Raw genomic sequence first — 17,123 nt, forward strand, 5'->3', positions numbered from 1 at the left:
GGTAAAATAGCGTTGTCCTATGGAATCCAAGTCAACATCAGTACTCGTGATCGACGACGAATCCGAAATCCGCACGGTTCTGGAAAGAGTCATTTCCAGAGAAGGGTATCGCGTGTTCCTTGCAAAGGATTACGATTCCGCTCTTGAAATCATCAAAAGTCAAAACATCGACATCGTGATCTCCGATATCGTGATGAACGGCAAAAACGGAATCGAAGTCACGAAGGAAATCCGCAAAATCAACGAAAACATTCCCGTCATCTTAATGACCGGAAATCCCGATCTCACCACCGCCGAGGAAGCAGTCCGCAACCGAGCTTTCGATTACATCTCCAAGCCGATCCGAAGAACGAGCATCTTGGAAGTTCTCGAAAAAGCCAAAGTGGAAAAGGAAACCCGCGATCAACACGCCGAAACCCTCATCAAGTCGGCGACGGAGAATACGAAACTCGCACAGAGAGCCAAGGATCTTTATTTACAAAATTATAATATTCTCAGCGCAACGAGCGACTGCGTCATCACCCTCGACCAGAACCTCAACTTCTCCAGCATGAATCAAGCCGCGTTAGACGCATTCGGTTATCCGGAGGAGGAAATCATCGGAAAACACTTCAACATCCTGATCCCTCCCGGCAGAGAAAACGTATACATGGAAAAGGTTGCACAGCTCCTCAAGCGTAAGGTCAAAAAACAAATCGCGAGAATCAACCGATCCGATCTCAAAAGTAAAAACGGAGAAGTGCGGACATACGACATCTCGATCTGTTATTACGACATCGAAGGTCAGACCTATTATACCGGAATCGCGCGGGACATCACGAGCAAACTTCTGATTTCGGAAAAACTCATCGACGCGGAAAGGCGCGCATTCCTTTCCACGCTCGCGTCGAGCATCGGACACGAAATCAACAACTCTCTGACGGCCATTCAAGGACATATCGAAATCGCAAGACTTCCCGATTCTACGGAACAGACGCGTCAAAAGGCGATTCAGATTACTTGGAGTCAGTTGATCAAACTCAAAACGCTTACGAACAACCTGCTTCAACTCGGTAAACCGGGCGACAACTTAAGAAAGTCTTCCGAACCGATCAACCTAAACGATTCGGTAGAAAGCGTGATCGACGTTTTTCAGAAAACTTCGCGGCTCAAACACTGTGTGATTCATTTTAAGCCGGAACCCAATCCGGTGCTGGTCGAATCGAATCAGGATCAGCTCTCTCTGTTACTTTCCAACATCATGCTGAATTCCGCGGACGCGACGGGCAATCGGGGAAATATTAGTATTTCCGTATATATTAGAAATCATCACCCCGTCGTCTCGATTTTGGACGACGGGGTCGGCATGAACGAAGAAGTGATTCAAAAAATCTATCAACCCTATTTTACGACCAAGGGAATCGGAAAAGGAACGGGACTCGGAATGTTCGTCGCAAAAGAAATCGCCGATCAATACGGAATCAGAATCGAAATCGAGTCGGAACCGAACTCGGGAACGGAATTCCGTTTGGTCTTTCCGGATAAGGTATAAGCATCCATGAGCAACGCTGCCGCAACGACCCTTACCGAACAAGAACTGAAATTTTTGGAATACGCCGGTAAATTCCCCGAAAAGATTTCACCGATCACATTGGAAGCTTCCGATCGGAAGTATTTCCGGGTCCAATACGCGGATCGAACGTTGATACTCTGTAAAGACGTTCGTTTTCAACACGACTTCATCGACGTCGCGGAGTTCTTATCGCACGAACACTTTCACGTTCCCGAAATTCTAAAAAAGGATCTGATTCACTTTTTGATCCTAATGACGGACGGAGGCGAAAAGGATCTCACTTCGATCACGGACGACGTGGAATACCGGGAATGGCTCGTAAAGTCGATCGAGATTTTGGTAAAACTGCAAAAGACGCATCCGATTCCTCCCGTAAGTTCCCGGGAATTCGACGTGGAAAAACTCGGGTTCGAAAGCAAGTTCACGTATTCAAATTACCTAAAGCTTCAGAAACAATTCAATCTCAAGACGCAGCTTCGAAGCGAAGTAAAGATATTCATCGAGGAATGTTCGGCGTTTCTCGCCGAATATCCGGTCAAGGTGTTTTGTCACAGGGATTTTCACGGAAGAAATCTTCTGATCAATCCGCAAAATGAAATCTGCATGATCGATTTTCAGGACGCGAGAATGGGAACTCCGTTCTACGATCTTTCCAGCATTCTCTACGACGCATACAGACCGATTCCTTTCGCGATGCGGCAGGGACTCTATCAGCTTTTTCTAAAATTGAGCGAACACAATTTTCCTAGATCCAAGGAATGTTATTACATTCAATGTCTGCAGCGTTCGTATAAGGCGTTAGGTTCTTATTTTTATCTAGTCGCGGACAAGAAGATGGATAAATACAGACCCAGCATTTTGAGCGCGCTCGATAATCTATTGGAAATCGTACAAGCGGGTTTGTTCCCGGATCAGTTGTATGTCTTCTTTCATCTATTAAAGGAAGAACTTCTGGAGAATTCCTCCTTTAAAAAAGGACTCAAACCTTGAGAGAAACGTTTTGAAATTTTTTATCCCCGCCGCCGGTTTCGGAACGAGAATGAAGGAGCTGACCAAAGACCTTCCTAAACCTCTGCTTCCTGTGAACGGAATTCCTCTGATTTATTATTCTCTCTTTCAAGCCTGGATGCAAAACGCCGAGGCTGCGGTCGTCAACACGCATTATCTCGGAGGGAAGATCAGAAAGGAACTGAAAGACTTTCGACCTTTTCCTCTGTTTTTTTCGGACGAAACCGAAAAGATCTTAGGGACCGCGGGCGGAATCGTAACCGGACTTACGCGAGCCGGTTGGATGGGTGAAACGATCGGAATCGTAAATCCCGATTTCCTTTATTTTCCCGAAACAGGTTTTCGACTCCCGACCTCGCTTCCGGGAAACGATTGTCTTTTGTATTTAATGTCTCAACCGTCAAATGCGAGTTATACGGGACTAGGACTCGATGAAGGGAAGGTCACGTTCGGAAGCGGAAACCTATTTTACATCGGAATCTCTGTGTTGAACAGCGCGGTGTTAAGCGACATTCAACCCGAAACGTTTTTCGATCTTTCCAATACGTTCCGCGGGCTTTCCGCAAAACGAAGATTAGCCGGAGAAATTTTTCCGGGCGAGGCGATCGACCTCGGTGAAAAAGAATATTATCTTTCTCTAAAGAATCGGGACTTTTCACCGAACCTCGGAGAACGGTGGCCGGAATTTTTGGATCTCTGCAGTTTAAGGATTCAGAGATAGGAAGAAAGGCACCAGGCGCAGATTCCATTTCCGGCGCGAATCGGTTCCGGAATTCCCATTACGGGGATGTCGTCCGGAATTTTGGAAAAGAAAATCCGATCGTCCACCGTTCTCCCGCAAAAACTGCAACGACTCGTTTTCCAAGGAAGTTCGGCTTCTTCGTGGCTTTCTTTCGGAAACGGAAGAATCTCCTCGTCGTTCAGGATTTTTTTGCGGATGCTCCGATATTCCTCTCCGAAAGGAACTTCCAAACGCGAAGTATGAACTTCTTCTCCCGAACCGATACGAAGCAGTTCCGGTTTCAATCCGGTTTCCCTGAGCATCAATATCGAAAGTGCAAGTCCGATGTCCCGTCCTTCACGGTCCGCCGGATAACAATCGTAGTAGTCCATCAAATTCTTAAATTCCATCGCGGCCGAAAGATACTTTCTTAGGCGCTCTTCCATAAACGGAATCAGTTTAGAATTGTGTAATACTTCCGCGGCAAGGCCCGTATCGTTGTGACGAATGATCACTTTTAGAAACAATCCTTTCGTTTTGAGAGCGTTTCGCACAGCCTTGGCGTCGAACGTATGTAAGAATTTCCTAAATTCTTCCTCGCTGGCATCGAAGACGCTTTGATCAAAAGGATCGATCCCCTTTTCGAAGGAAAAATATTCGCGCAGGTTGGACATGGCGGCTCGCAAAAGCATTTCCTGAATCACGGAATATACGACAGGCGCCAAATCGTTCTTATTATAATTTTCGAGACAGAGCTTTACGAACTTTTCCAAGTTGGTCCGAAACGAATCGTTGAGGATATAACCGGTAAGCTCGATCCGGGTTCCGGATTCGATCGCCCGCAGAAGGCGGGTCCATCTTTTGAATTCTTGGTCCATTTTTGCTTCGGGGAAAAATTCCCCGGCAAAACTACCTCAACTTCGAGATAAAAGAAACCTATTTTTAGGCCGGAAAAAAAATATGCCAACCCCGGTTTCGGGAACGAGTAAATTCCCAAAAACCGGGATTGGCACAATTTGGAGATCCGTAAGTTGCAAACAGTAATAAGGACAAAGATAAAATCGATGATAATAACGAACCAGCAACCTCAAAGGTCAAAAGCACGGCGCTGTATATTACGAAAATAACGAACAGAGAATGGTAAGACATATTTCCCCCGTAAGGACAAAACTAGAAAACGTAAGGACTAGTTATACGAGAGAAGGAGGCGGTAAATTCAGCAGATTTAGAGTTTGGATGTTACAGAAATGGAATTGGAACCTATCCTGGAGGGAAGTTATTTTGCCCTTGAATACGAATAGAATGTTTTTGTGGGTTAAAGAGAGGAAACTGAAAAGGAATTCGGATTCCTCTTCCAATTGGACCGGCTCTTTATATTCGGATTCAATCCCGTCTATGATCTGTTTTTGGGTAGGCAACTTCCCAGGAAGATTGCTGGAAAAAGGGGTAGAAAACGTAAGAAACAGAAACGCCAAAGCGAGGACGCCCGTCAGCGAAATGCTGATTTTGTTTCTAAGCCCTTTCATGCCTTCATAGCGTGCTGAATTTTAAAACATGTCAAGCAGTAAAATAATTTTCATCGAAAAGATAGAATGATCGGGATGTATACGGGAAGAAACGCTAAACGATAGTGTTATCCGAACGAATCCTTCAGTTTCCGAGAATTCTTTTGCGAAGCGATTCTCCCTCTTTCTCAAAACCGTTCTTATTCAAAAGGGCGAACATATTCTTTTTATAGGTCTCGACTCCGGGCTGATCGAACGGATTGACTCCGAGGGAATAACCGGAAATCGCGCAAGAATACTCGAAGAAATACATTAACTCCCCCAAGGACTTCGGCGAAATATCGGAAAAGATCAATTCCAAACAAGGAACACCGCCGTCCGCGTGCGCGAGAAGAGTTCCAAGACGCGCTTGTTCGTTCACGTGACCAAGCGTATTTCCGGCCAAGAAATTGAGAGAATCCAGATTGTCGGGTGTAGGTTTTAAAGTCAGATCGGAGCGGATTTCGACCGGACTTAAAACGGTCTCAAACAGAATCCGTTTCCCTTCCTGAACGTATTGACCGAGGGAATGAAGATCGGTGGTAAAGTCCATGGAAGCCGGAAAAATTCCCTTATTCTCCTTACCTTCGCTTTCTCCGAAAAGCTGTTTCCACCATTCGGAGAGATAACGCAAAGAAGGATTAAAATTCGCTAATACTTCCACATGTCTTCCGGAGGATAAAAAATAATTTCTGAGAGCGGAGTAATGCGTGGCCGGATTAAGCAGCGGATTCGACTCCGAATGTAAAACTTCCAGAATATTCTGAAATCCTAATATAAAATTTCGAATCTGGATTCCGGCTACGGCGAGCGGAAACAGCCCGACCGGCGTCAAAACGGAATATCTTCCTCCCACGTCGTCGGGGATCGTAAACGTTTCGAAACCTTCCGAGTCGGCGAAAGTCTTCAAAGCGCCCTTGGAGGAATCGGTGGTGGCTACGACTCTCGAAGCGGCCGCGTTTCCGTATTTTTTACGGAGAAGTTCCCAGAAAAGACGGAATGCGATCGCAGGTTCGGTGGTCGTTCCCGATTTGGAAATTACGTTTACCGAAAAATCCTTATCCTCCAAATATTCCATCAACTCGGACAAATATCTGGATTCGAGATGATGTCCCGCAAAGACGACTCCCGGATTTCCTTGGGAAGGTCTTTGAAAAAAAGGAAGAGTCGCCTCCAGAACGGCGCGCGATCCCAAATACGAACCGCCGATTCCGATAACGACCACCACTTCGGAAGAGGCACGAAGTCTTTGTGCCGCTTGGATGATTTTTTCGATTTCCGATTCTTGGATTCGTTTCGGAAGATCCAACCAACCCAAATATTCGTTTCCCTTTCCTTGAAGGGAATGAAGCGTCTTTCTTGCGGATTCCGCCTTTGCCAAAAAGGGTTCGAATTCCCCGGAAGGAACAAACGAAGAAGCGAATCTGGTTTCCAATCGAATCATAAATTATTACGAAGTATCTTTTTTACGTTATGATTTCGGAAACGGCCGCGAAAATTCTACCGAAAAACGAACGCTGGAACAGTTTAGAAAAATGGAATCGAGGGGCAAGAAAAAACCAAGTCTTCGCGACGGAGAAGGATTGACGGAATCCGAGCGTCCATCAATGTTTCCGGGATTTTCAAACCGTATTTACCAAAATGAATCAAGATGAATTAGCGAAAATTCTCCGGAAAGAATTCTCCCCGAGCAGTGAAACGATCCGATTTTTTTCAGCGCCGGGAAGAATCAACATCATCGGCGAACACGTGGACTACGCGGGAGGAATCGTGTTGCCGGCGGCGATCGATTTTTCGATTCGGATCGCGATCCGTAAGAACGAAGTCCGCAAGTTCAGAATCTTCTCCGTTTCAACGGGTGAAAAAATCGAATCCCCGTCCGCCGCTTACGATTCGAAACATTCTTGGGTGAATTACGTTTATGGAGTGATCGACGAGTTTCAAAAGCTCGGTCTCGTCCCGGACTTTTTCGATTTGGTCGTTTGGGGAAATATTCCGCAAGGAGCGGGACTTTCTTCCTCCGCTGCGTTCGAGGTCGCGGTTGCATTCGCGCTTTCGGAAATTCACGGTTGGAATTTTTCCAGAGAAGAAATCGCTCTGCTCAGTCAAAGGGCGGAGAACCGTTTTGTCGGAGTGAACTGCGGAATCATGGATCAATTCGCGATCGCGACCGCAAAGGAAGGTTTCTGCATCGCATTGAATACGGAAAATCTCCGATATGAATTCTACGAAATGCGTCTCGACGGTTATGAATTCTATCTGATCGATTCCAAAGTGAAACATTCTCTTAAAGACAGCGCTTACAACGATCGCAGAAAGGAAGTCGAATCGGCGTTTCAGAAAATCAAAAAACACAGACCGGAACTCGCGACCTTATATCAAGCGGAACCGGAGGATGCGGAGAATTCTTCCTTCGGTCTGAACGAAACCGAAATCCGACGAGCAAGACATGTCACCTCGGAACGATATCGAACCCGCAACATGATCGGGAATTTGAAGTCGGGTAATGCGGAAGAAGCGGGAAAAATCCTATTCGAATGTCACGATTCCCTCTCCAAAGACTACGAAGTTTCGTGTGAAGAGACGGATTTTATAGTCGAAGAACTCAAGGCCGAAGGTGTCCTCGGCGCGAGAATGATCGGAGGCGGTTTCGGCGGTTGCGTTTTGATACTGGACAAAGCGGGAAGAAAAGATATACTGTTCGAGAAAATAAAAAGCCGTTACTTTAAGAAATTTGAAAGCAACCCCGAGTTGTATACGTTCCGAATTTCGGACGGAGTCAAAGAATTCTAAAAATCCGATTTTAAATAGAACTGGAGATAAACGAAATGGGAGCAGACGATTCTCTTAGCCTCGACGGCGACGAAGTGGATTTTTCAATCAACGAACTCAAGGTGGCTCTTCAAAAGGAGGACGTTCCCGGAAATTTTCCGAAGGACGCGGTCGTCCTGAAAATCAGCGGCGAAATCAATCTCTATTCCGCACACGCTTTAAAGGAGAAAATCTTCGATCTGATCGATAAAGGTTTTGTTTTTATTTTCGTGAACATGGAAGACATCCGTTATATCGATTCCTCCGGTCTTGCAGTTTTTATGAGCACCCACGCAAAGCTGGTCAAAAACGGAAAGGGAGGAATCGCGATATTCTCTCCTTCTTCCCAGGTGAATAAAATCCTGGAACTTACGAAATTAAAATCGCTGATCCGCGTGACCGGAACTCTGACGGACGCGATGAACATTATTATGAATTGATTTCCCCTTTGAATGAAAAACAGAAAATTAGAATATTCAAATCACATAAATCATCTTTTAAGCTGCAGAAAATGTCCCAAAATGGAAGGCAATCCGGTTCACGGTTGTGTTCCTTCCGCGAGAATCATCAGTTTAGGTCAGGCGCCCGGGGTTCACGAGGAACGGTTCGGCAAACCCTTCGCTTATACCGCCGGAAAAACTCTCTTCGGTTGGTTCAGGAAAATCGGAATCGAAGAGGAAACCTTTCGTACCAAGGTGAACATGTCCGCGGTTTGCCGTTGTTTTCCAGGAAAGGCCAAGAGCGGAGATCGTAAACCGGACTCGGACGAAGTTTCGAACTGTTCGGAGTTTCTGGAGTTCGAGGTTCGTTTTCACAAACCGGAACTTTTAATTCCTATCGGAAAACTCGCGATCGATCAGTTGATCGAAATCAAAAAATACAAACTGGAAGATGTAATCGGTCAGCGATTTACGAGAGAATTCCACGGAATCAACGTGGATTGGATTCCGTTGCCCCATCCGTCCGGACTCAACGTCTGGAATCATACGGAAATCGGCAAAAGGCTGATAGAACAGGCTCTGAACAAACTCAAAAAACATCCGGTCATCCGGGAGGAATTCTCCCTTTAAAACTATATTCAAAAAGAATAAATAACTTTCACGAATGCGCCTGCAGAAGCTCCCGCAAAGCTTCCTCCAGATTCGGATATCGAAACGTAAAACCGGATTTGGAAAGTCGTTGCGGAACGACCTTCTGTCCCTGAAGAATCACGTCCGCTCCGTCCTCGAACAGAAACTTCAACACGCTCGCGGGAACTCGAAAAAACGCGGGTCGTCTTAACACGCTTGCAAGCGTTTTGGTGAACGTCTCGTTGTTAACGGGATGAGGAGAAACCAAATTGAAAGCCCCGCTAAGTTCCTTGTTTTCGATCAAATGAAGAATCGCGCTCACCATGTCTTCGATATGAATCCAACTGAGAATTTGTTTTCCCGAACCGATCGGGCCGCCCATCCCGAGCCGAAACGGAGAAAGCATACTTTTCAAAGCGCCGTCGAACGGACTCAAGACGATCCCCGTTCTAATTTTTACGAGACGAATTCCTATGTTCGTTACGGGTTGCGCGGCCGCTTCCCAATCAGCGCATAACGTTGCGAGAGAATCGCGGCCCAAAGGAGATTCTTCCGAAAATGTGTTCGCATCGTCCTCATACGAACCGTAATAACCGATAGCCGAACCTTGAATCAAAACTTCCGGGGGAATATCCACGACCGTTTGCAAAGAAGCGGCTAAGTTCTTCGTATAATCGACTCGGGAAGATCGGATTTCCTGTTTTACTTTTTCCGTCCAGCGAACACCCGCGATCGGAAAGCCCGCAAGATTTACGACGGCGTCCAATCCCTGCAGATCCTTGGACTTAGGAAAAGTTCCCGCGACGATTTCCAGATTTTTTTGGCCGCGAAGCAACGGGGGAATATCGGAAAAACGGCTGAAAATTCTCACGAAATTTCCGGTTTGAAGCAAACGATGCGCCAATGTTCTTCCGATCAAACCGGTTCCGCCGGCAATTCCTACTTTCATAGTTGATTCCTTTCTTCTATTGTTCGGTTTTTGAAAACGCAAGAATCCTGATTGCCCAAACGGAGGAGTTCCCGCAATTTTGATCCTGTGATTCCTAAAAACGTTCTCTTCAAAAGTTTAACCTTAATTTTCCCAATCGCAATCCTATCCGGAAATCTTTATTTATGGAATACCACTAAGAATCGAATCGAGACGTATACCGAACGTCCTCCGTTTTTGGCATTCGATTTTACGAACTCGTATCTTTCGGATCGGAACTCGAGAATTTCTCATTTGTTGGATCGTAACAAGGCGACCACGTGGACAAAGCTACGGGGTTCCGACCTGAAACAGGATTTTCTCGTGGAACTCAGACAAACGCATCATCTCCAAAATGGAAAGCCCGAAATTTCCAACTGGAAGACTCTTCATGTTGTCGGTTGTCCGGAAACCGTCGGCGAACTAAAGTTGGAAATTATCTTGCGAGAATCCATCGACATGGACAAAGAATTGCGATTGCCGAAGGATCAAATCCTCGGCGAACAAGTTCTCCGTTTTTCCGAATCCAAACATTTCGAAATCCCGCTTGGGCAATACTATCGGCCGGGGAAAAGCGAGGAGTTCCCACAAAACATGTTTCTCTGGACGGTCGGCGGAACTTGGTTGGAGAAATCTCCGAAAAGCTCCGACAAAAGCAAAACACTTTGTCTCGAAGACATTTGGCTCGGCGAAGATTGAAAACCGAAGCTGAAAACGATTTTCGGTGAAACTTGAGAATGAGAAAGTCTGCGAGGAAAGCCGGAAAAAGCGCGAAACGTTTTGAAGGAGTTCCCGCAAAAACTGGGGAGAACGACGGGAATCGAACCCGCGACGGCCAGTACCACAAACTGGAGCTCTACCAACTGAGCTACGTTCTCCGTCTCTGCTCATCCTGGTGACCCGAGAGGGATTCGAACCCCCGACCCACTGCTTAGAAGGCAGTTGCTCTATCCAACTGAGCTACCGAGTCTTGGGAGGATTTGGAAAATCGGGATGATAGGATTTGAACCTACGACCCTCTGCTCCCAAGGCAGATGCGCTACCCCTGCGCTACATCCCGTTTCCGACTCCATGTTTTTAAAAACAGCCGCACTGTCAAGTAGAGTCTTCTACTTTTTCAATATGTCGTAAGATCTCAGGATGTGTAGGAGCTTTTAAGAGAGCCTTTTTGAAAGCGAGAATGGCTTCTTCTTTTTTGCCGCTCTTGGAAAGAAGAACGCCGAACGAATCCAAATACGCGGGATGATCCGGTTCGTTTTTCAGAACCGTTTTCAGACAATCGGCGGCCAATTTCCATTCTTCCGGACTCGGCTCCCTTTGGTTCAGCAAAAGATAACCGAGAGAATTCAAACTGTTTTTATAATCGGGACGCAAGCGGAGAATTCTTTTGTGAATTTCGATCGCGTCTTCGATACGCCCCGACTTTTCCAAAGCGAAAGCCTTCATGGAGAGAATTCTCAAGTCGTCGACTTGCACCTTGAGACGTTCCTCGCATTTTTCCAGAGCCTTGCCGTATTCCTTGTTTTGAATCAGAGAATACACGATCATCAAGATCGAATTTTCGCGTTCCCCGAAACGCGGAAATTTTTCCAAAAGTTGTTCGAGAATCGAAACGCATTTTTTGTGATTATCGGTTCTCGCACAACAGATCGCAAAATTGTAATATAGTTCCGGGTCTTCGTTGCCGGAGGAGATTTCTCGGTCGATCAGAGTCAGCGCGAAAAGAAAATTCTCCTTATTGATTTCCTGAAGAATCCGTTTTTTGGCGGACGCGGATTTTTTATTCTTGTCCTTATCAGACATTCTTACCCAAGGAAGCGGAAAGTTCGTTTAACAAAGACGCGTCGGTCTGATCGAGAGACAACGGAGTTAGAGAGACTTTTCCCGCAAAAAACGCGGTAAAATCCGTGCCCTCGTCCGTGGAATGTCCGAGTTCGGAACCGCCGAGATAAAAGTCCGCGATTCCTCCGATGATATTCTTTTTGGAATACGTGTCCTCGTAGGTTCGCTTGCCAAGTTTCGTAATTTTAAGATTCTCCATCGAAGGTTCGAAATCGGCGGGGATGTTCATGTTGTATACCGTTCCTATCTTCAAAAACGAAAGGTATTCACGGATGAAATGTTTGATAAATTCAGCTTCTCGAATATAATCGTATTCTTTATTTATATTTCCCGAACTCACCGCCAAGGAAAGACGATTGTGAATCGCACCGTGTCTCGCCGCGCCCACCGTTCCCGAATAATGAACGTCGTGTCCCATATTTACGCCTCGGTTGATTCCCGATAAAACGAGATCGATCTTCGGAAAAATTTCGCCGTGCAGGCCGATGTTCACACAATCGGCCGGATAACCGTCCACGATATAATGATTGTCGTTGATCCGTTCCACGCGCATCGAATCGTAAATCGACAAAGCCATAGAAGTCGCGGATCGTTCGCGCAGCGGCGCGATCAAATACGTATTGTGTTCTTTTTGAAGGACCGCTTCCAGAGCCTTGATGCCGGAGGAAGCGATTCCGTCGTCGTTGGTAATCAGAATATTCATAAAATCAAATGGAGAATGGAACCGGAAATATAGAAGTAAAACACGAACGGGAACGCACCCGAAATCACGGCCGCGGTGATCGCAAAACGAACCGCATCGGAGGTTTTCAAATCGTAGATGTATTGAATTCCTCTGGATAAAATCGCGACGTAATATCCGATCAAAAAGAGAAGAATCAGAAAGTAGCCGATTCCTCCGGTCAAACCGGTTTCCCGCAAAAGAATCGCAAGCGGGGTAAAGAAAACGAAGATCGCCATACCGAAACGGCAAAGATTATACGAATAATGGACGTTTCCTGTTCTTTGTTTTCTCTGGGCGTAAAAATCGATCACAGCGCCCAACATCGTAGGAAGAATGGAAATCATCGAAAGGTTCGCCGCAAACGCGAGGAAAATTAAACCCATGGAACCGCTCGTATAAGGAGGCGAAAGATACGTCGCGCCGACGGAAATGCTGAGTGCGCTCGGAATCAAAACGATCCAAGAAAACAGATTCAGATTCTTATCCGTTAAATTTGCAAGTGCCGCTTCCAAACGGACCGGCTCGTATAAGGAAGCTTCCAAAACTTCGAGAATGGAATTCAATAAATCTTTCAAGGAACTTACCTGATCGCCTGAGGAAGAATCACAAGCACGGGAGAATTCTTAAATTCTTTGAAGAAGATCTTTTCGCCCGAAAAGGAATTCATCTTGGAACCGAGCATCATAAACAATCTGTCGAACGGAGATTCTTCCTCTTCGTAAAGAGGGATTTCTCCGTCGTATTGACAAAGTCTGGATAATTCTTCGAGGGCTTCTTTTCTCCCTCCGATTTCATCCACGAGTTTATTGCGGAACGCGTCTTGCCCGGAATAGATGCGTCCTTCCGCAAGATTTTGTACGGACTTTACGGTTTGATTTCTTCCTTTGGCGACGTCCTGCACGAATTCGTTGTACGTGTCGGAAAGCATCTTCTGGATCATCTCGTCTTCTTCGGAAGTGGAATCGCGAAACAAGGACAAGGAATCCTTATACTTTCCTTCCTTGTAGACTTTCATCTTCACTCCGTAACGATCCAGAAGTCCTTTGATGTTCGGAGCCATCGCGATCACACCGATCGATCCGGTGATCGTTCCGGATAACGCGAAGATTTTATCCGCGGAAGCGGCGATATAATATCCGCCCGAAGCCGCCATGTCCTTCATCGACACGACGATCTTTCTCGTTTTGCGGAGACGCATCAATTCGTTGTAAACTTCCTGAGAAGCTCCGACCGTTCCGCCGGGTGAATTGATTTCGATTAAGATTCCTTTAATATTCGGATTTCCTTCTATATCCCGCAGCTTCTGGAGAATACTTTCGGAGCCCGTCGATTCGAAGGTGGAATGTCCGGAATGAATCTCCCCTTCGATTTTGATCAACGCCGCGCCGATCGGAGCCGTACTGAAGAAGGTTCCTCCTGTGGTTCGGGAGTATTTCGAGGTCGTAGTCGCGAGTGAGATGTTCACAAGTCCGATGAGAACGGACAAAATGGTTAATACGAATGTAATTGCTAATGCAAGGCGGTTTCTTTCCACTCTTGAGATCAGATTCTTCCCTTTTAGCGGTGTCAAATGAAATAAGAGGAGAATTTAGACGGAGTTCCGTCCCAGTTTCCCCGAAAATCGGGGATTTTGCAGGAGTTCCCACATTTTCCATTCCTCACTTACACCTCCGCGAAACAAAATTCTTCGGTTTTTTGGGAGTTCCCACATTTTCAAGTTTGACAGCAAAACAAACCCTTTGAGAAACTGACCAGTCAGTCAGAAATATATATGAGATCCTTAATCGAATCCTTTATCAAAAACCGCCTTTTCATGTATTTGGGGATGACTTTCATCTTCTTGTCCGGAGTCGTATCCCTCTTGGGATTGCGACGAGACGCTTTTCCGAACGTGGACATGAAACAAATGGTCATTTCCACGAAATTCCCGGGGGCTTCTCCCGCGGATGTGGAACTTCGAGTCACGTATCCGATCGAAGAACGACTCAAAGAAATCGACGGAATCGACGAGATCCGTTCGTTTTCGCGTAATTCGCTCTCGGATATCGACGTTCGCGTTAGTCTGGAAGAAAAAGACCCCGAAAAAGTTTTGAACGAAATCCGAAGAGCCGTGGACAACGCGATGTCCGAATTCCCGGTTCAAGTCACCGAAAAACCGAAAATGACCGAACGGAAATCGGGCTCATTTCCGATTCTCGAATTCTCGATCTTCGGAGGTAAGGACGAAATCGAACTCCATACCACCGCGGAATTCGTCGAACGAGAACTCGAAAAGATCCAAGGCGTCGCACGCGTGGACGTCTTCGGAAAACGCGACAGAGAATGGCAAATATTAGTCAATGCTAATAAACTAAAGCAGTATTCCCTCGATCTTACGGATATCACCAATACGATCCGCAATCGGAACATCAATCTTCCGGCGGGTTCGGTGGACTCCGATACCGCGTTCGATTTGAGAATCGACGGTGAATTCAAGGATCCTTCGGAAATCGGAAAGATTCCCGCGAGAACGAACGAGATATTTTCCACCGTTAAACTCCGCGATCTCGCGCGAGTAGAGGACACGTTCGAATATCCTAGATTTCTCGCGATCGCAAACGGAAAACAGGGTTTGATTCTTTCCGTGATCAAAAAGGAAAGAGCGGATGCGATCGAAGTTGCGGATAACGTCCACAAACGACTCGGCGAACTTTCCAAAACCTATCCTTCCGGCATGAAAACGTTCGTGTTAAACGACGAGGCAAAACGGACCAAGAACCGTTTGAACGTAGTTTCGTCTAACGCGTTGATCGGATTTGCGATCGTCTTCGGAATTCTGTTTCTGTTTTTGGATTTTAGAACGGCGACATTGACCTCCCTTTCCCTGCCGTTTTCGATGTTGATGACCTTTGCGGTTCTACCGTTTTTCGACGTTTCGTTCAACATGATTTCGATGATGGGTCTAATCATCTCTTTGGGGATGCTCGTCGACAACTCGATCGTCATCTCGGAAAACATCTACACGTATCTCGCGGAAAAGAACGATTCGTTTACCGCTTCCTTACGCGGAACCGTGGAGATGATCGTTCCGATTTTCGGTTCGTACCTCACGACAGTGACCGCATTCTTACCGATGTTGTTCATGTCGGGAATCATGGGAAAATTCGTCTGGGAAATTCCTCTGGTCGTGATCGTCGCGCTTACCGCGAGTTTGATCGAATCCTTTCTCTTTCTTCCCGCGAGAATCGCCGCGTTCGCAAAAACTCCGGATCAGATGAAGATCAAAAGCCGATTCCGTCAAAAGATGGATTCCATCTTCCAATCGATCGAAGCGAAGTTTTCTAAGTTCGTTTCGTTCAACATCAAACATAAGAAGTCTTCGTTTGCGGTGATCCTTCTTCTCGTATTCGGTTCCTGCGGAGCGATGTCTCAGATGGACTTCATTCTTTTCCCGAAAGAAGACATCGAGATCATCATGATCAAAGCGGAGTTTCCCCCCACTTCGAGAATCTTCCAAACGAGAGAGAAGATGAAGTATATGGAGAGCATCGTTCAACGAATTCCTAAGGAAGAGTTGGTCAGTTATTCCACGAAAATCGGAGTTCAACAAACCGATCCCGACGATCCGTTGTCTCGTTTCGGCGAGAATCTCGCGGTGATTCTGATTTATCTTACGCCGGAAGTGAAACGGGATCGAAAGGCCTCGGAAATTCTCCGCAGCATCGAACCCGACTTAAGAAAAACTCCGGGAGTGAACGAAATCTTTTTGGAGGAATTCGGTAACGCTCCTCCGATCGGTGCGCCGATCACGATTTCCATTCAAGGAAGAGATTACGAAACTCTAAAGAAGATTTCGAACGAACTTCAGGCGTTTTTAAAATCGATTCCGGGAGTTTTCTCCGTTCGAGACGATTATCGTTACGGAAGAAAGCAGATGTATATCCAACTCGACGAAGGTTTGGAAAGTTTTACGGGGGTTTCCACGTTGTCCGCAGCGAACAGTCTTCGCGCCGCTTACGACGGGGAAAGAGCGGGAACAGTCCGCAAAGGAAGAACGAAAATATATCTGAGGGTTCTTTACGACAAGGACTTCCGCAAAAATCCGAACGAGATCAAATCGATCCCTCTCCGCAACAAGGCCGGAAACATTACGAATCTTGCAAAGATTTCCAAGATGGATCTGATCGAATCCCCCGAACTTCTCGCGCATAAGGATTTCGAAAGAGCGATCACCGTCAACGGCGACGTTAAGTTAGACGAAATCACGGCGCACGACGCGAATCAAAGAGTGATCGACGAATTCAAACCGCTGATCGAAAGACAATATCCCGGCATTTCGATCAGCTTCGGCGGAGAAGAAAAAGACACACAAAGATCGATGGCTTCTCTCGCAAAGGCGGGACTGATCGCGATCTTCGGTATTTTCGGAATTCTTGCGTTAACGATCCGAAGCTTCTGGAAACCCGTGTTGATCCTAAGCACCATTCCGTTGGGAATCATAGGAATCGTGATCGGCTTTCCTCTTTCCGGCAAATCCATCAGCTTCTTGGCGATGATCGGTATCATCGGTCTCGCGGGAGTTCTCGTAAACGCATCGATCGTTCTTGTGGATTGTATCGATTCGATTCGAAAAGATTCGAAAGCGACGATGGACGAAATTCTGATCGAAGCGAGCCAACGGAGATTCAGGCCGATCCTTTTGACTACTCTTACCACGGTGGCCGGTCTTTTGCCGACCGCATACAGTCTCGGAGGTTCCGATCCGGTTTTGATTCCGATGACCTTGGCCTTAGGTTGGGGATTGGGTTTCGGTACGCTTGGCAGCCTTTTATACGTTCCGATCACCTTATCCGTGTTCAACGATCTTTCTATGAAATTCAGCGGTAAAAAATCCAAGAAGTAATA

General features: G+C 46.4%; 16 protein-coding genes and 3 tRNA genes. 8 read left to right on the forward strand and 11 right to left on the reverse strand.

What is annotated here, in order from left to right; all coding sequences use genetic code 11:
• Positions 1–19 precede the first annotated feature (19 nt).
• The 3 genes from LFX25_RS15465 to LFX25_RS15475 are packed head-to-tail and all read left to right on the forward strand — an operon-like array spanning position 20 to position 3,281.
• Positions 20–1,531, forward strand: coding sequence for a hybrid sensor histidine kinase/response regulator (locus LFX25_RS15465; RefSeq protein ID WP_238731007.1), 1,512 nt, complete (start codon positions 20–22; stop codon positions 1,529–1,531).
• A 6-nt stretch (positions 1,532–1,537) separates the two neighbouring features.
• On the forward strand, positions 1,538–2,542 hold the full coding sequence (locus LFX25_RS15470) for an aminoglycoside phosphotransferase family protein (protein ID WP_238731008.1): 1,005 nt from the start codon (positions 1,538–1,540) through the stop codon (positions 2,540–2,542).
• A 10-nt stretch (positions 2,543–2,552) separates the two neighbouring features.
• Complete coding sequence (locus LFX25_RS15475; RefSeq protein ID WP_238731009.1) at positions 2,553–3,281, forward strand: NTP transferase domain-containing protein; 729 nt, start codon at positions 2,553–2,555, stop codon at positions 3,279–3,281.
• Here the strand turns inward: LFX25_RS15475 and LFX25_RS15480 are convergent.
• The 3 genes from LFX25_RS15480 to LFX25_RS15490 all read right to left on the reverse strand — a co-directional run bounded on the left by LFX25_RS15480 (position 3,272) and on the right by LFX25_RS15490 (position 6,269).
• Positions 3,272–4,159: a hypothetical protein gene (locus LFX25_RS15480; protein WP_238731010.1), complete on the reverse strand. Its 888-nt coding sequence runs from the start codon at positions 4,157–4,159 to the stop codon at positions 3,272–3,274. The genes LFX25_RS15475 and LFX25_RS15480 overlap by 10 nt on opposite strands.
• Before the next feature lie 312 nt (positions 4,160–4,471).
• Positions 4,472–4,807: a hypothetical protein gene (locus tag LFX25_RS15485; protein ID WP_238731011.1), complete on the reverse strand. Its 336-nt coding sequence runs from the start codon at positions 4,805–4,807 to the stop codon at positions 4,472–4,474.
• 124 nt (positions 4,808–4,931) lie between these two features.
• Positions 4,932–6,269, reverse strand: a complete 1,338-nt coding sequence (locus LFX25_RS15490) for a glucose-6-phosphate isomerase (RefSeq protein ID WP_238731012.1) — start codon at positions 6,267–6,269, stop codon at positions 4,932–4,934.
• Positions 6,270–6,466: 197 nt separating this feature from the next.
• Here LFX25_RS15490 and galK point away from each other — a divergent pair, with 197 nt between their 5' ends.
• Genes galK through LFX25_RS15505 form a run of 3 tightly spaced genes read left to right on the forward strand, consistent with a single transcriptional unit; the run spans position 6,467 to position 8,706 of the window.
• Complete coding sequence (gene galK / locus LFX25_RS15495; protein WP_238731013.1) at positions 6,467–7,618, forward strand: galactokinase; 1,152 nt, start codon at positions 6,467–6,469, stop codon at positions 7,616–7,618.
• A gap of 35 nt (positions 7,619–7,653) precedes the next feature.
• Complete coding sequence (locus LFX25_RS15500) at positions 7,654–8,076, forward strand: STAS domain-containing protein (RefSeq protein WP_238731014.1); 423 nt, start codon at positions 7,654–7,656, stop codon at positions 8,074–8,076.
• A gap of 12 nt (positions 8,077–8,088) precedes the next feature.
• Complete coding sequence (locus tag LFX25_RS15505) at positions 8,089–8,706, forward strand: uracil-DNA glycosylase family protein (protein WP_238731015.1); 618 nt, start codon at positions 8,089–8,091, stop codon at positions 8,704–8,706.
• Between the two features lie 28 nt (positions 8,707–8,734).
• Here the strand turns inward: LFX25_RS15505 and LFX25_RS15510 are convergent, their stop codons facing one another.
• Positions 8,735–9,655 (reverse strand): TIGR01777 family oxidoreductase, encoded by a 921-nt coding sequence (locus LFX25_RS15510; protein WP_238731016.1) that lies wholly within the window; start codon positions 9,653–9,655, stop codon positions 8,735–8,737.
• A gap of 87 nt (positions 9,656–9,742) precedes the next feature.
• On the opposite strand from LFX25_RS15510, the gene LFX25_RS15515 reads away from it, so the two are divergent.
• On the forward strand, positions 9,743–10,372 hold the full coding sequence (locus LFX25_RS15515; protein WP_238731017.1) for a hypothetical protein: 630 nt from the start codon (positions 9,743–9,745) through the stop codon (positions 10,370–10,372).
• 103 nt (positions 10,373–10,475) lie between these two features.
• On the opposite strand, the gene LFX25_RS15520 is transcribed toward LFX25_RS15515, so the two are convergent.
• The 7 genes from LFX25_RS15520 to sppA all read right to left on the reverse strand — a co-directional run bounded on the left by LFX25_RS15520 (position 10,476) and on the right by sppA (position 13,773).
• Positions 10,476–10,551 (reverse strand) — tRNA-His (locus tag LFX25_RS15520).
• A gap of 15 nt (positions 10,552–10,566) precedes the next feature.
• Positions 10,567–10,643 (reverse strand) — tRNA-Arg (locus tag LFX25_RS15525).
• An 18-nt stretch (positions 10,644–10,661) separates the two neighbouring features.
• Positions 10,662–10,733, reverse strand: a tRNA-Pro gene (locus LFX25_RS15530).
• Between the two features lie 35 nt (positions 10,734–10,768).
• Positions 10,769–11,476, reverse strand: a complete 708-nt coding sequence (locus tag LFX25_RS15535; RefSeq protein ID WP_238731018.1) for a tetratricopeptide repeat protein — start codon at positions 11,474–11,476, stop codon at positions 10,769–10,771.
• Complete coding sequence (gene surE / locus LFX25_RS15540; RefSeq protein ID WP_238731019.1) at positions 11,469–12,218, reverse strand: 5'/3'-nucleotidase SurE; 750 nt, start codon at positions 12,216–12,218, stop codon at positions 11,469–11,471. Before surE ends, LFX25_RS15535 begins: the two co-directional genes overlap by 8 nt.
• Complete coding sequence (locus LFX25_RS15545) at positions 12,215–12,814, reverse strand: hypothetical protein (RefSeq protein WP_238731020.1); 600 nt, start codon at positions 12,812–12,814, stop codon at positions 12,215–12,217. The genes surE and LFX25_RS15545 overlap by 4 nt, the downstream gene beginning before the upstream one ends.
• Positions 12,815–12,819: 5 nt before the next feature.
• Positions 12,820–13,773, reverse strand: coding sequence for a signal peptide peptidase SppA (sppA, locus tag LFX25_RS15550; RefSeq protein WP_238731021.1), 954 nt, complete (start codon positions 13,771–13,773; stop codon positions 12,820–12,822).
• A gap of 237 nt (positions 13,774–14,010) precedes the next feature.
• Between sppA and LFX25_RS15555 the strand changes: the two genes are divergently transcribed.
• Positions 14,011–17,121, forward strand: a complete 3,111-nt coding sequence (locus LFX25_RS15555) for an efflux RND transporter permease subunit (RefSeq protein WP_238731022.1) — start codon at positions 14,011–14,013, stop codon at positions 17,119–17,121.
• Positions 17,122–17,123: the final 2 nt, after the last annotated feature.

Origin of the sequence: Leptospira sanjuanensis, assembly GCF_022267325.1 — a bacterium.
Lineage (GTDB): Bacteria > Spirochaetota > Leptospiria > Leptospirales > Leptospiraceae > Leptospira > Leptospira sanjuanensis.

What these genes read in the sequence shown, in the direction of transcription:
- surE (WP_238731019.1), bottom strand. Translation starts at nt 12,218, where the DNA reads ATGAATATTCTGATTACCAACGACGACGGAATCGCTTCCTCCGGCATC.
- galK (WP_238731013.1), top strand. Translation starts at nt 6,467, where the DNA reads ATGAATCAAGATGAATTAGCGAAAATTCTCCGGAAAGAATTCTCCCCG.
- LFX25_RS15480 (WP_238731010.1), bottom strand. Translation starts at nt 4,159, where the DNA reads ATGGACCAAGAATTCAAAAGATGGACCCGCCTTCTGCGGGCGATCGAA.
- LFX25_RS15500 (WP_238731014.1), top strand. Translation starts at nt 7,654, where the DNA reads ATGGGAGCAGACGATTCTCTTAGCCTCGACGGCGACGAAGTGGATTTT.
- LFX25_RS15555 (WP_238731022.1), top strand. Translation starts at nt 14,011, where the DNA reads ATGAGATCCTTAATCGAATCCTTTATCAAAAACCGCCTTTTCATGTAT.
- LFX25_RS15470 (WP_238731008.1), top strand. Translation starts at nt 1,538, where the DNA reads ATGAGCAACGCTGCCGCAACGACCCTTACCGAACAAGAACTGAAATTT.
- LFX25_RS15485 (WP_238731011.1), bottom strand. Translation starts at nt 4,807, where the DNA reads ATGAAAGGGCTTAGAAACAAAATCAGCATTTCGCTGACGGGCGTCCTC.
- LFX25_RS15535 (WP_238731018.1), bottom strand. Translation starts at nt 11,476, where the DNA reads ATGTCTGATAAGGACAAGAATAAAAAATCCGCGTCCGCCAAAAAACGG.
- LFX25_RS15490 (WP_238731012.1), bottom strand. Translation starts at nt 6,269, where the DNA reads ATGATTCGATTGGAAACCAGATTCGCTTCTTCGTTTGTTCCTTCCGGG.
- LFX25_RS15510 (WP_238731016.1), bottom strand. Translation starts at nt 9,655, where the DNA reads ATGAAAGTAGGAATTGCCGGCGGAACCGGTTTGATCGGAAGAACATTG.
- LFX25_RS15505 (WP_238731015.1), top strand. Translation starts at nt 8,089, where the DNA reads ATGAAAAACAGAAAATTAGAATATTCAAATCACATAAATCATCTTTTA.
- LFX25_RS15465 (WP_238731007.1), top strand. Translation starts at nt 20, where the DNA reads ATGGAATCCAAGTCAACATCAGTACTCGTGATCGACGACGAATCCGAA.